Annotated in this window: 15 protein-coding genes, 1 tRNA gene and 1 pseudogene; 14 read left to right on the top strand and 3 right to left on the bottom strand. The window is 38.7% G+C overall.

Annotated features, from left to right (window positions below; translation table 11 throughout):
* Positions 1-195: 195 nt before the first annotated feature.
* The gene (locus tag L654_RS0109985; protein ID WP_024607943.1) at positions 196-1,395 is read right to left on the bottom strand and encodes an alpha/beta hydrolase-fold protein; all 1,200 of its coding nucleotides are present in this window, start codon (positions 1,393-1,395) and stop codon (positions 196-198) included.
* Positions 1,396-1,772: 377 nt separating this feature from the next.
* Here L654_RS0109985 and rpsF point away from each other — a divergent pair, with 377 nt between their 5' ends.
* The 9 genes and pseudogenes from rpsF (at position 1,773) to alr (ending at position 8,169) form a co-directional block, all read left to right on the top strand.
* A complete protein-coding gene (gene rpsF / locus L654_RS0109980; protein ID WP_007378473.1) occupies positions 1,773-2,114 on the top strand; it encodes a 30S ribosomal protein S6 in 342 nt (113 codons plus the stop codon).
* A 43-nt stretch (positions 2,115-2,157) separates the two neighbouring features.
* Entirely contained in the window at positions 2,158-2,475 is a 318-nt protein-coding gene (gene priB, locus L654_RS0109975) for a primosomal replication protein N (protein ID WP_004588456.1), read from the top strand.
* Positions 2,476-2,487: 12 nt separating this feature from the next.
* Positions 2,488-2,715, top strand: coding sequence for a 30S ribosomal protein S18 (rpsR, locus tag L654_RS0109970; protein WP_007378475.1), 228 nt, complete (start codon positions 2,488-2,490; stop codon positions 2,713-2,715).
* Positions 2,716-2,750: 35 nt separating this feature from the next.
* The gene (gene rplI / locus L654_RS0109965) at positions 2,751-3,203 is read left to right on the top strand and encodes a 50S ribosomal protein L9 (RefSeq protein WP_002962755.1); all 453 of its coding nucleotides are present in this window, start codon (positions 2,751-2,753) and stop codon (positions 3,201-3,203) included.
* Between the two features lie 430 nt (positions 3,204-3,633).
* Positions 3,634-4,182 carry a sigma-70 family RNA polymerase sigma factor gene (locus tag L654_RS0109960; RefSeq protein ID WP_024607942.1) on the top strand — a complete coding sequence of 183 codons (549 nt, stop codon included), beginning with the start codon at positions 3,634-3,636 and terminating at the stop codon, positions 4,180-4,182.
* A complete protein-coding gene (locus L654_RS0109955; RefSeq protein WP_024607941.1) occupies positions 4,169-4,651 on the top strand; it encodes a hypothetical protein in 483 nt (160 codons plus the stop codon). Before L654_RS0109960 ends, L654_RS0109955 begins: the two co-directional genes overlap by 14 nt.
* Before the next feature lie 9 nt (positions 4,652-4,660).
* A pseudogene (locus tag L654_RS01000000125885) lies at positions 4,661-5,597 on the top strand (DUF4097 family beta strand repeat-containing protein).
* A gap of 113 nt (positions 5,598-5,710) precedes the next feature.
* Positions 5,711-7,090 (top strand): replicative DNA helicase, encoded by a 1,380-nt coding sequence (gene dnaB / locus L654_RS0109945; RefSeq protein ID WP_007587308.1) that lies wholly within the window; start codon positions 5,711-5,713, stop codon positions 7,088-7,090.
* Positions 7,090-8,169 carry an alanine racemase gene (alr, locus tag L654_RS0109940; RefSeq protein WP_024607940.1) on the top strand — a complete coding sequence of 360 codons (1,080 nt, stop codon included), beginning with the start codon at positions 7,090-7,092 and terminating at the stop codon, positions 8,167-8,169. Before dnaB ends, alr begins: the two co-directional genes overlap by 1 nt.
* 19 nt (positions 8,170-8,188) lie before the next feature.
* Here alr and L654_RS0109935 read toward each other — a convergent pair whose 3' ends face one another.
* Positions 8,189-8,428, bottom strand: a complete 240-nt coding sequence (locus L654_RS0109935; RefSeq protein WP_007587305.1) for a DUF2960 domain-containing protein — start codon at positions 8,426-8,428, stop codon at positions 8,189-8,191.
* A 107-nt stretch (positions 8,429-8,535) separates the two neighbouring features.
* On the opposite strand from L654_RS0109935, the gene L654_RS0109930 reads away from it, so the two are divergent.
* The 3 genes from L654_RS0109930 to L654_RS0109920 all read left to right on the top strand — a co-directional run bounded on the left by L654_RS0109930 (position 8,536) and on the right by L654_RS0109920 (position 10,422).
* Complete coding sequence (locus tag L654_RS0109930) at positions 8,536-8,787, top strand: hypothetical protein (protein ID WP_007587304.1); 252 nt, start codon at positions 8,536-8,538, stop codon at positions 8,785-8,787.
* 201 nt (positions 8,788-8,988) lie between these two features.
* Positions 8,989-9,606 carry a nicotinamide riboside transporter PnuC gene (pnuC, locus tag L654_RS0109925; RefSeq protein WP_007587303.1) on the top strand — a complete coding sequence of 206 codons (618 nt, stop codon included), beginning with the start codon at positions 8,989-8,991 and terminating at the stop codon, positions 9,604-9,606.
* A gap of 3 nt (positions 9,607-9,609) precedes the next feature.
* Complete coding sequence (locus L654_RS0109920; protein ID WP_024607939.1) at positions 9,610-10,422, top strand: phosphotransferase; 813 nt, start codon at positions 9,610-9,612, stop codon at positions 10,420-10,422.
* Here L654_RS0109920 and L654_RS0109915 read toward each other — a convergent pair.
* Entirely contained in the window at positions 10,419-10,601 is a 183-nt protein-coding gene (locus tag L654_RS0109915) for a hypothetical protein (protein WP_007587299.1), read from the bottom strand. The two genes, L654_RS0109920 and L654_RS0109915, sit on opposite strands and share 4 nt — an antisense overlap.
* 246 nt (positions 10,602-10,847) lie before the next feature.
* On the opposite strand from L654_RS0109915, the gene L654_RS0109910 reads away from it, so the two are divergent.
* Both L654_RS0109910 and L654_RS0109905 read left to right on the top strand, forming a co-directional pair.
* Positions 10,848-10,922: transfer RNA gene (locus L654_RS0109910), tRNA-Arg, on the top strand.
* Positions 10,923-11,118: 196 nt separating this feature from the next.
* Positions 11,119-11,661 carry a hypothetical protein gene (locus tag L654_RS0109905; RefSeq protein WP_225305744.1) on the top strand — a complete coding sequence of 181 codons (543 nt, stop codon included), beginning with the start codon at positions 11,119-11,121 and terminating at the stop codon, positions 11,659-11,661.

Below are 11,661 nucleotides of genomic sequence, written 5' to 3'. Positions count from 1 at the left end.
TGAGAATAGAAAGTCAGGGCTTTATCTACGGCGCAGTATTAAATACTAGGCGTAAAGGCAAGCTCACTGACTTCGATGTGATAAATGATAGCTAATCATTTATCAATGAGAGATACAAGGCGTTTAGCTTGCTGACGCGACGAGCGTAGCTCGTAATTACTATCGTTAGTTAAAAAGCGCTTTGCGTTAAATCAGTTACAAATTCTCTTGTGCTTCATTCACCATATCTTTGAGCGCATCAATTAACAGCGGGTCTTTTTTGTTTTCTTTTGCAAGCTCGAGTGCGTTTTTCATACTAGTGACGGCCTCTTTAAATTGTTTGTTAGCAGTATAGCCTTGCGATAAACGCATGTGAGAATAAGTTGCATTGGGATAATCGGTAGTAAAATGTTTAAGCGTTGCTATAGCTTTAGCTGTATTACCAAACTTTTGCTGGCTATGAGCAAACTCTACGTATACATCTTGTGGAATTTTAAGCTCAAACCCGTACTTATCACTAAGTGCTTGGTAATAACCTGTAATGAGCGATACATCAGCAAACTTTCCGTGCTCGTCAGTAACCTTAAATATTAGGTCGCTAAATAAGTGAATTAGGCTATCGCTAAGCGCTGGTAGTATAGTGCCCATATGAGTAAAAGCGGGGTAATGCTTATATTCCCATTTAAGCTGCGAGGGCGTTTGTTGTTCTAAATTTACCAAAGTATTTAATACGCCTGTATAAAAGCGTGCTCCTTCGCTTGCTACACTAATAAATAACGCCTGATCACCTTTAGGGTTTTTAGTGTATTTTATAATATTATTTTTTAATTCCTCATCACTCCACCAACTGTTTGGGCTTATAGCTATATAGTTATTAAATAACTCAGGCTGATTAACTAAAGTATAAAGCGCCAAAGTACCTGCATTAGAGTGGCCAATTAAGGTGTTGTAGCCGTTAGTTGAGTAATTACTGTTTATATAAGGCATGAGTTCATCAGACACAAACTTTAAAAACTTGTCGGTTTGTCCTGCGTCAGGCCATTTGTTTTTAACAAAAGTTTGAAACTCTGTTTTAGGCTCGCCTTCTACTTTTGGTAAATAATCACGAACACGGTTAGTTGTATCAATACCAACGAGCATTGCGTTAGGTATCTGCTCGTAATCAACAAGGGATTTAATAACACCAGACGCCGTATGAAAGTGCTCAACACCATCAAGTAAATAAATAACATAAAGCGGCTGATCGTCTTTTACAGTGTCAGGTATGAAAATTTTAATGGGTCTGTCTTCGTTAAGTATTTTTGATTGCAGAACGACTTTTTTACCAACGGTTATGTCAGTTGTATTGGTTTTTGCGTGGCTTAAAAATGGTGTACTAAAAGTAAGTATTAATACAAGCGATAGTAAGAGCTTCATAAATATCCTTATTTAATAATGTATTGCTTAATAATTGCACGGCTTTAAGCTTGAGTAAATGTTTATATTTTCGGGGTAAACATAAAGCTTAAGCAATTAAAAGCTATCGCTTTTCACGCGAATAAGCTCGGCTTCTACAAGAGACATTGCACTCTGTGCTTAACTTTTTCGGTAGGCGAGCAGCTTGCTGACGCGATGAGCGAAGCTCGTAATAATTACCTTTTAACTCTTATCTATAAAAGCTTAAAAAACCTGCTTGCTTAATTATCCGTCTAAGCGTAAAATGCGCGCTCATTTCGGCTTTTAAACTATTAATTCCTTGCCTTAAACCGACCGGCCGAAACGGTAGAAGGCTCTATTAACCGTAAGGAATATCCATGCGTCATTACGAAATCGTATTCATGGTTCACCCAGATCAGAGTGAGCAAGTTGCTGGTATGATCGAACGTTATACTGGTTCTATCACTGAAGCTGGTGGTGTTATCCACCGTCTTGAAGATTGGGGCCGTCGTCAATTGGCTTACCCAATTAACAAGCTTCATAAAGCTCACTATGTTCTTATGAACGTTGAAGCACCAACTGAAGTAATCAGCGAGCTAGAAACTACTTTCCGCTACAACGATGCAGTGCTTCGTAACTTAGTTATCCGCACTAAAACTGCTGAAACTGAAGCGTCTCCTCTTGCAAGAGAAGAGAAGAAAGAAGCACCAGCTGCTTAATTGTTTTGAGTCCTAGCATGGCATGTAATCAGCAGTTACTATAATGGTTAGCCCATATATGAATCAGCTGGTTATATCTGGGGTAGTTTGTAAAACTCCCAAGTTTAGCCAAAGCCCTGCTGGCATCCCGCATTGCATTTTTGTTGTAGAACATAAATCGATGCAAACCGAAGCAGACCTTAACCGTAATAGTTACGTGAGGCTTCAGGTAGTTGCCAGTGGAAAGCAAATGCAACAACAGACTCAACATTTGCACGTTGGGCAGGCATTGCAAGTGAGTGGTTTTTTAAATCGCCACGAAGGTCGTAACGGCCTTAGCCAATTGGTTTTGCATGCTCAGCATATAGAAAGAATTATTTGAGGAATTAATCTCATGGCACGTTATTTCAGACGTCGTAAGTTCTGCCGCTTTAAAGCGGAAGGCGTAAAACAAATCGATTACAAAGATCTAGCTACTCTTAGAAACTATGTTACAGAAAGTGGCAAAATCGTACCTAGCCGTATCACAGGTACTAGCGCTAAATTTCAGCGCCAGCTAGCAACTGCTATTAAGCGTGCTCGCTACTTAGCCCTTCTTCCATACACTGACTTACATAAGTAAGCAGCGGATTAACAGTTTTTAAAAGGTGTAGAAACATGCAAGTTATTCTACTAGATAAGATCGCTAACCTAGGTAGCCTAGGTGAACAGGTTGTAGTTAAATCTGGTTTCGCACGTAACTTCCTTTTCCCTCAAGGTAAGGCAGTTCCTGCGACTAAAGCTAACATTGAAACGTTTGACGCTCGTCGTGCAGAACTTGAAGCGAAAATCGCTGAACAGTTAGTTGCTGCACAAGCACGCGCTGAAAAACTAGAAGCATTAGCAGAAGTTACATTAGTATCTAAAGCTGGTGACGAAGGTAAGTTATTCGGTTCAATCGGTACTCGTGACATCGCTGACGCTATCTCAGCTGTTGGTGTTGAAGTTGCTAAGTCAGAAGTTCGTTTGCCTCTAGGTACTATCCGTGAGACAGGTGAATTTGACGTATCAATTTCAGTTCACTCAGACGTAACGGCTACTATTAAAGTAATCGTAATCGCTGAAGCTTAATTTTTAATTAAGCGACAAAAGCCGTGCTATTAGTACGGCTTTTTTGTGTCTGTAATTTGGCTAACTTTAATTAGTTAAGGGCACAGTTAAATAATACCAATCCGCAATAATACTTAATCATTTTGCGGGGCTAAACGTGTCGCTACCTGTGTTAAAAAATTCTCATTTACGACTGCATGGATGCAGAAGGTAGAGCAATGCAGGAGCAATTGCCGAGAACAACTAAATAGCGAATTTTTTGTCTAGCTATCAACACGTTTTTCCATCCTCAAAATAGATCACTTAATTAAGCGAATTGGTATAAAGCCTCGTACAAGCCCCTTTTTTATTCAATTATTTTTTTATTCCCTTTAAACCTTTTCGAACTGTTATTACGTCTAACTTATCAATACACTAACTCAATAATAATAATTAAAAGGCGACATCACGGATGTTACACGTTAAACCCGAACAAACGCCTTTATGCGAAGCTACACTCATTGAGCGTGTTAAATCAGGTGATCAAGGCGCATACACAACGCTTTATGAGTTACATATAAAACGAGTCTACGGTTTATGTTTACGCTTATTAGCGGACCAAGCGCATGCTGAAGATGCAGCCCAAGAAGTGTTTGTACAGGTATGGCGTAAAATAGCGCAATTTGACGGTCGCTCGCAGTTTTCTACTTGGCTTTACAGCGTTACCAGTAATGTTGCGATTAGTTACTTACGCAAGCAAAAAAATTGGCTGCAAAAAGTAGTGAGCATTGAACACTGCGGTATGGATGAGCAATCAGCTAATGACTGCAAAGGCTTAAATGGTCTCGATAAATTAATAGTAAGGCTTCCTGAGCGCGCACGTATGGTGTTTGTGTTGTTTGCAATCGAAGGTTACAGGCACGAGGAAATAGCCGAGCAATTAGGTATGGCTGTTGGTTCAAGTAAATCGCAATATCATCGTGCTAGGCAGCTACTACAAGAGTGGTATGAAAATGAATAAACCAAATTTTGACGACTATTTAAATGAGTCATTAAACACGCTTGATAAAGACATTACGCCACAAAAAGACCTGTGGGCGGGAATTGAGCGAGCAATGGTTAGTAATAAGCAGGACCTAAAAGGCACTGCTATTTGGCCAAAACTAACAGCAATAGCTGCCTGCACATTAGCTGCTTTAATTGCTGTAAATCTATTTGTTATAGCGCCTGAGCCACAACCCGTAGTGGCTATAAGTGATTACTTTTCGGCGCAAAAAAACAGTTTGTTGGTTGAATATGAAAATAAAGAAGCATTGACCACTAACTGGCAAACGCAGCTACAAGAGCTTGAAAACGCAGAGCAAGCAATAAAGCAAGTTCTTAAAAATGAGCCACAAAACCAAGCGCTACTAACAATGTTAGCGCAAATATATCAACAACAACTTGATTTAATTAACAAGGTGCATGCGCCACGTTGGCAGCACATTTAGGAGTACGACATGAAAGCGATTTTATTAGGACTGAGCTTATTTCCGTTGGCGGTATTAGCGGGTGAAAAAATAGATAAGCAAATAGACGTACCAAGTGGCGGCACTATTTTTATTGAAAACCAACGCGGTGATATACATATTACAGGCTGGGATAAAAACGAATTTAAAGTATCTGGCGAGCTTGATGACAAAGCCGAGGGTTATGAGCTTAAAACAAATGGCGATAAAACTCAGTTTATTGTAAAAATGCCACGTAAATCAAATTGGAGTAATAATGGCGATGGCTCAAGCCTAACAATATTTATGCCTAAAAGCAGTAGTTTAGAGTTTGCTGGCGTTAATGTATCGGTGACTGCGAAAGAGCTAAAAAATGGCGCTGAAGTTGATGTGGTTAATGGCGAAATTACGGTAGATGATATTACTGGCAACATTAAGCTCACCACCGTAAATGGTGATGTGAACGCTGAAAACTTAAAGGGTAATATTCAATTTGAAACCGTAAATGGCGAAATTAACGATAGAGAATCAAGTGGTGAACTACGTTTTAGCGCTGTTAATGGCGATATTAAATCAACATCAAGCGCCAATGATGTGCGCCTTGAAAATGTAAATGGCGATATAAATTTTACGCTATCGTCAATTAAAAACTTACGTATTAACACGGTGAATGGCGAAGCCGAAGTACATATTAAAGAGCTTTTAAAAGGCGGTGATGTACGTTTTGAATCGGTAAGTGGCGATGGTGATTTTTACTTTCCTGACAGCGTATCTGCAAATTTTGAAATTAAAGCGCACGCTAATGGAAAAATCATTAATAAAGTTACTAGCGATAAAGTCAGTAAAGCTAAATACGGCCCAGCCAGTGATTTAGAATTTAGCATTAATNGGTAATGCTAATGTTGAAATGGATACAATTAGTGGACGCATAGAGCTTCGTATTAAATAACGCTCATTCACCTTCACGATTACAAAAAGCAGGAAAAGATTTCCTGCTTTTCTATTTGCACAGCCCCTTCAAGTCGATAGAATAGAGCCATTCAATTTTACTACTGTGAAGTTATGGCCAAACCAGATAAGCAAGTCGATACACTTAAAGTTCCTCCCCATTCAATAGAAGCTGAACAATCTGTTTTAGGTGGCTTAATGCTTGATAACCAAGCTTTTGACCGCGTAGCGGAGCTTGTTGTATCACAGGATTTTTATACCCGCACGCACAAGTTAATTTTTGAGGCGATGACGGCACTTGCTGAGATTGGCGATCCGATAGATTTAATCACTATTTCTGAAAGTTTAGAAAAAAATAATAAACTTGCAGGAATTGGTGGCTTTGCTTATTTAGCAGAAATAGCTAAAAACACGCCAAGCGCTGCTAACATTGACGCTTACGCAAGTATTGTACGCGAACGTGCTGTTGTACGTGAAATGATTGGCGTAGCGAACGAAATTGCAGAAGCGGGTTTTAACACCGAAGGGCGTACCAGTCACGACTTGCTCGATTTTGCCGAAAGCAAAGTGTTTAAAATCGCTGAGCAACGAACAAAAAATAATGAAGGCCCGCAAAGCATTCATAGCATCCTTGAAAAAACCGTTGATAAAATAGAAGAGCTTTATCAATCACCACAAGATGGTGTTACGGGTGTAAGTACAGGTTATGCCGATCTAGATAAAATGACGACAGGCCTGCAACCTTCTGACTTAATTATTGTTGCAGCGCGTCCATCTATGGGTAAAACTACCTTTGCGATGAACCTTGCAGAACATGCTGCAATGACTCAAGACAAACCAGTATTAATTTACTCTCTAGAGATGCCTTCAGAACAAATTATGATGAGGATGCTAGCGTCTCTTGGCCGTATTAACCAAACTAAGGTACGTACTGGTCAATTAGATGATGACGATTGGGCACGACTTTCATCAACAATGGGCTTGTTGATGGAAAAAGGTAAAATGTACGTTGATGATGCATCGGGCTTAACACCTACCGATGTGCGTTCACGTGCAAGGCGTATAGCCCGCGACCACGGTGGCATTAGTATGATCATGGTCGATTACTTGCAGTTAATGCGTGTACCAAGCCTTGCTGATAACCGAACGCTCGAAATTGCTGAAATTTCACGTTCACTTAAAGCACTAGCAAAAGAGCTAAAATGTCCGGTTGTTGCGCTTTCGCAGCTTAACCGTACGCTAGAGCAACGTGCCGATAAGCGTCCTATTAACTCAGATTTACGTGAGTCAGGGTCGATAGAGCAGGATGCCGATTTAATCATGTTTATTTACCGTGATGAAGTTTATAACGAAGACAGTACTGACAAAGGTATTGCCGAAATCATTATAGGTAAACAACGTAACGGCCCAATTGGTAAAGTGCGTTTAACATTCCAAGGTCAATTTTCTCGCTTTGATAATTACGCGGGACCAGCGGTAGATGACGATTACTAATGCGCCTAGCCACTGCTGAAATTAATTTAGCTGCACTTGCGCATAATTTAGCGCAAGTTAAGTGCTTTGCACCTAACAGCAAAGTAATGGCGGTGCTAAAAGCAAATGCTTACGGGCATGGTTTAGTAACGATTGCGCAGCATTTAAATAATGCTGACGCATTTGCTGTGGCACGTATAGATGAAGGGCTTGCCCTTCGAGCTGGGGGCTTAACAAAGCCAATAGTTTTACTAGAAGGCTTTTTTAACAAAGCCGACTTACCTATTTTACTCGCTAATAACTTTCAAACTATTATTCATGACGAATACCAATTAGCCGCGCTTGAAAAAGCAAAGCTCGATGCGCCAATAACATGCTGGTTAAAAGTAAATACAGGTATGCATCGACTAGGTATTGCGCCAGAGCAGTTTGAAGAGTTTTATAACCGCTTACAAAAAACACCTAACGCCAAAAATACCGTTAATTTAATGACACACTTTTCGTGTGCTGATGATGTTGATAATGCCAAAACGGTTCAACAAATCACGTTATTTGATAACTTAGTGAATGGTATTGACCAAGCACATTGTTTATCAAATTCTGCTGGTATTATCGCGTGGCCGAGCGGCCATGGTGATTGGGTGCGCCCTGGGCTTATGCTATATGGCGTATCACCAATGGCAAATAGTATTGGGCAACAACACAAGTTAAAGCCTGTTATGCGCTTAATTACGCGCGTAATTGCGGTGCGTAATGTACCAGCGAATGAGGCGGTAGGGTATGGTGGTCGTTGGAAAAGTGATAAACCAACCAAATTAGCTGTTGTGGCTATGGGTTATGGCGATGGTTATCCTCGGCACGCTAAAGAGGGCACACCAGTAATAATTGGTAAGCAGCGTTATGGTATTGTTGGCAGTGTTGCTATGGATATGATTAGCGTAGATATAGGCGCTAATGAGCACAATATTAAAGTGGGCGACAGAGTCACTATGTGGGGCCCTGAGCTACCAGTTGAAGAAATAGCATTGTGCGCTGATACTATCCCTTACGAGCTATTATGTAATATTACACCGCGCGTAAGTTATGAGTATCAGCGTTAATACAGCTATAAAGCGGTATTTACTCTTTTATAAAGTAAACGTCGCTAAAGCCCATACGGGCAAATTCTTGGTCGCGAAAGTTACGAACAGAAGCAGACCCTTTTGAGGTCATTTCTATTTGCTGTACCATGCTTAAGTAATTAGTCAGATCAATACCTTCGGCGGCAGCAATTGCTTGATACATGTCGTGGTATTTATCTTTAGCGAAATTAATCTCGCGCGGTTCGTTTTTATATTTGTAGGTTATTCTACGTGCCATTTTAAGCTCATTTCAATTGAGTGTTGCAGCGATTTTACACTGTATTTAATAACGGCTCTAGCATTGAATGACTTGTTGTAATCGGTAATTAAAATAAAGAGTCAAAAATGAAATTATCAGTAGAGATCAGTAAATACCCACTTCACCAAGATTATATCCCGTTTATTCAGGGCTTTATTGACAGATTAAACGAATACGATGATTTAAAAGTGATTACTAACACGTTATCAACGCAAATTTTTGGTGATTACGATTTAGTAATGCAGGTGTTAAATACCGAAATTAAGCGCTCATATGAAGAATTTGGTAAAGCTATTTTTGTATGTAAGTTTCTCTCTGGCGACTTATCGCCTGAATAGCCTATAATACCAACCTGCATAAATCTTTGATCAATTTAACGAATTAAATTGCACTATAACGTCGTTAAAAATTTTTTATTTAGAACAACTAGATACAAAAATTTTTGCCTAGTTCTAGCGTAATTCCCTTAACGTTAAATAGACCCCGTATATAAGCAGATTGGTATAACAATCTGCACAACTAAACGGTAACTGCATAATATGGACTTTTTAACACAAACCTTAAGTGGTTTTACAGCAATGTCGCATTGGGAGTACATTGCGGTAGGGTTGTCGATGGCTTATTTATTATTAGCAATAAAAGAAAGCTTATGGTGTTGGCCTGCGGCGTTTTTTAGTACGCTCATTTATACAATAATGTACTGGAATGGTGCATTACTTATGGAGTCATTACTTAATTTTTATTATATGTATATGGCTGTATTTGGCTGGGTTGTATGGCGTAAAGGCAAAGCTGCAAATTTAAATATTACATCGTGGTCGATAAACCGTCATGCTGTTTTAATTAGTTTAACAACCGTAGCTGCAATAGTTATTGGTTACGTTATGCAAAACTATACTCATGCCGATTTTGCTTATCTTGATAGTTTTACAACGTGTTTTGCAGTAGTAACTACTTACTTAGTTGCTAAAAAAGTCCTCGAAAACTGGCTGTACTGGATTGTAATAGATGCCGCTTCTATGTATTTATATTACGAAAAAGGTTATTACCCAACGCTAGCACTCTTTATATTTTATACCATTATGGCAGCGTGGGGCTTTAAAACCTGGTACGAAGAATACGAACAAAGCCAAGCTAAGCCTCTAGCACAGCTTTAATCAATGATTGCCCATACTCAGTTAGTAAAAATATGTAGTGCGTTTATAGAGCCTACAAGCATTGTTTCAAGCGAGCGATTACTTAATGGCTTTAGTAACGATAATTTTTTAATACGTACCGAGCAACAAGGGTATTTGTTAAAGTGTTATAAAAGCCATTGGCCAAGTGACGGCCTTGAAGCGCAGCGCTTTTTAAGTGACTTTAATATATGTCCAGCGCCTATTTGGCTTGATAAAAAAAACGGTCGTGCGGTATTTAATTATATTGAAGGCAAGAGCGCGCAATCGGATATAACGCTTAGCTTTATTAATAAACTTGCTCAAGTGCACAATTACACAGTGTCTACCGTGCCAATGGATATAGCTAAAGAGCTTCATTTTTATCAAAACACCGGCGTATATACGCAATATAAACTTCAAATAGAGCAGGCACTCAAAGCAGTTACAGCTATGTCATTTAATGCAGGTTTTTGTCATAACGACTTAGTAAAAGACAACATTATTGTAAATGCTTCAGGTATGTATTTAATTGATTTTGAATACGCACAAACTAACGATGTGTATTTTGATTTGGCAGCCCTTGCAGTGAGCTTTAATTTTAATGAGAGCAGTGAAAGTGCATTGTTAAATAACTATAAAAATAGCATCGATAAAACAAAAACGTTTGATCTTTCAATAGATAAGCTGAATTACTATAAGCTGTTTTTTTTAGTGTTATGTATTGGCTGGTACGAAGAGCGCGGCATAACTAATAAATCTGTAATGTTACGCGCGCAGCTAACTAAACTCGTTAATAATACTTTTTATAGATGTTAAAGGCCACCAAAGCGCTCGGCTAGCTCTTTGTATTTAGTTACTTCGGCTGTATCAAATTGTGGTTCGCCATTTTCATCTTCTGATTTAGCAATTAATAAACTCTCTCTAGAAAGACGTTTTACACGCTCTACTTTTACACCTAAAAACTCAGCAACTTGCTCAGTAGACATTAAACTCATCATTATTTCCTCGTATTAAATTAATCCGCACAGCGACAATCATAGTTTCAATGTTGCTAAACCGTTACTGTTTCTTATTCAATAAGAATAAATAGCGTGTTTTTAAGCCATTGTGAAGTGTTTTATTTAAAAGAGTTTAATTAATAAGCATATAAGCTGATGTTACTGGTATTTATTTAAAGATCTCTTTATCATTGCTGATGCTAAAGCACTGATATCGCGAGTTGGTGTGGAGGCAACAAATGTGCTCTCGTGGTGAAATGGATATCACGTGGCCCTCCGGAGGCTGAGTTGTAGGTTCGATCCCTACCGAGAGCGCCATTTGCTTTTACATCTACTAATATTCCCCTCTATATTATCTAGCTTTTCATTAATTACTTTTGTATTTAAAAATGTATTACTGCATAAATTTTGAAATTTTATTGTAAGAACAGCTTTCTAGTTATTTATACAATGCAAAATTGCATTATTCAAAATGTTATCTAACGTTATGTATGCATATACGACGAAATTATAAATGAGGAAAACCGATTCAATGTTAAATAGTCAGTTAGAAATACTCGCTCAAGGACATGCTTATCTTGAAAGTGTAACTAAAGAGGATTATTCGCAAATCGTTGCTCCTAATTTCATTAGTTCAGCTGGGTCACATATGCGCCACATTATCGATCATTACCAATCTTTAATGACGGGCTTTGGTATAAATAATATTGATTATGATAGTCGCCTACGCGGCAGTAATATTGAAAGTAACCCCTGCGAAGCTATAAAAAAAATTGCCGAGATAGCATCGTGGATTGAACAGCTAAGTACAGATGATTTTAATAAACCGCTGTTACTTTCAAGCGAAGTATCAATTAAAAGTAAAAATGTACAAACTGTAACAACCTCATTAGCACGAGAGCTTATATTTGTAGGAAGCCATGCAGTACATCACTATGCGATGATTTCACAAATTACCTTTGCACAAAAAGCATCATTCGACCAGAGCTTTGGGTTAGCACCAAGTACAGCCACTTTTTTGAGAGAAAAAAGCCAATCAAAATCACTGCAAAGTTAA

The sequence above is a fragment of the Pseudoalteromonas sp. TAB23 genome (genome assembly GCF_000498075.1).
GTDB lineage: Bacteria > Pseudomonadota > Gammaproteobacteria > Enterobacterales > Alteromonadaceae > Pseudoalteromonas > Pseudoalteromonas arctica.
This window is presented reverse-complemented; position numbering and strand designations above follow the sequence as displayed.

What these genes read in the sequence shown, in the direction of transcription:
- L654_RS0109985 (WP_024607943.1), bottom strand. Translation starts at nt 1,395, where the DNA reads ATGAAGCTCTTACTATCGCTTGTATTAATACTTACTTTTAGTACACCA.
- rpsF (WP_007378473.1), top strand. Translation starts at nt 1,773, where the DNA reads ATGCGTCATTACGAAATCGTATTCATGGTTCACCCAGATCAGAGTGAG.
- priB (WP_004588456.1), top strand. Translation starts at nt 2,158, where the DNA reads ATGGTTAGCCCATATATGAATCAGCTGGTTATATCTGGGGTAGTTTGT.
- rpsR (WP_007378475.1), top strand. Translation starts at nt 2,488, where the DNA reads ATGGCACGTTATTTCAGACGTCGTAAGTTCTGCCGCTTTAAAGCGGAA.
- rplI (WP_002962755.1), top strand. Translation starts at nt 2,751, where the DNA reads ATGCAAGTTATTCTACTAGATAAGATCGCTAACCTAGGTAGCCTAGGT.
- L654_RS0109960 (WP_024607942.1), top strand. Translation starts at nt 3,634, where the DNA reads ATGTTACACGTTAAACCCGAACAAACGCCTTTATGCGAAGCTACACTC.
- L654_RS0109955 (WP_024607941.1), top strand. Translation starts at nt 4,169, where the DNA reads ATGAAAATGAATAAACCAAATTTTGACGACTATTTAAATGAGTCATTA.
- dnaB (WP_007587308.1), top strand. Translation starts at nt 5,711, where the DNA reads ATGGCCAAACCAGATAAGCAAGTCGATACACTTAAAGTTCCTCCCCAT.
- alr (WP_024607940.1), top strand. Translation starts at nt 7,090, where the DNA reads ATGCGCCTAGCCACTGCTGAAATTAATTTAGCTGCACTTGCGCATAAT.
- L654_RS0109935 (WP_007587305.1), bottom strand. Translation starts at nt 8,428, where the DNA reads ATGGCACGTAGAATAACCTACAAATATAAAAACGAACCGCGCGAGATT.
- L654_RS0109930 (WP_007587304.1), top strand. Translation starts at nt 8,536, where the DNA reads ATGAAATTATCAGTAGAGATCAGTAAATACCCACTTCACCAAGATTAT.
- pnuC (WP_007587303.1), top strand. Translation starts at nt 8,989, where the DNA reads ATGGACTTTTTAACACAAACCTTAAGTGGTTTTACAGCAATGTCGCAT.
- L654_RS0109920 (WP_024607939.1), top strand. Translation starts at nt 9,610, where the DNA reads ATGATTGCCCATACTCAGTTAGTAAAAATATGTAGTGCGTTTATAGAG.
- L654_RS0109915 (WP_007587299.1), bottom strand. Translation starts at nt 10,601, where the DNA reads ATGAGTTTAATGTCTACTGAGCAAGTTGCTGAGTTTTTAGGTGTAAAA.
- L654_RS0109905 (WP_225305744.1), top strand. Translation starts at nt 11,119, where the DNA reads ATGAGGAAAACCGATTCAATGTTAAATAGTCAGTTAGAAATACTCGCT.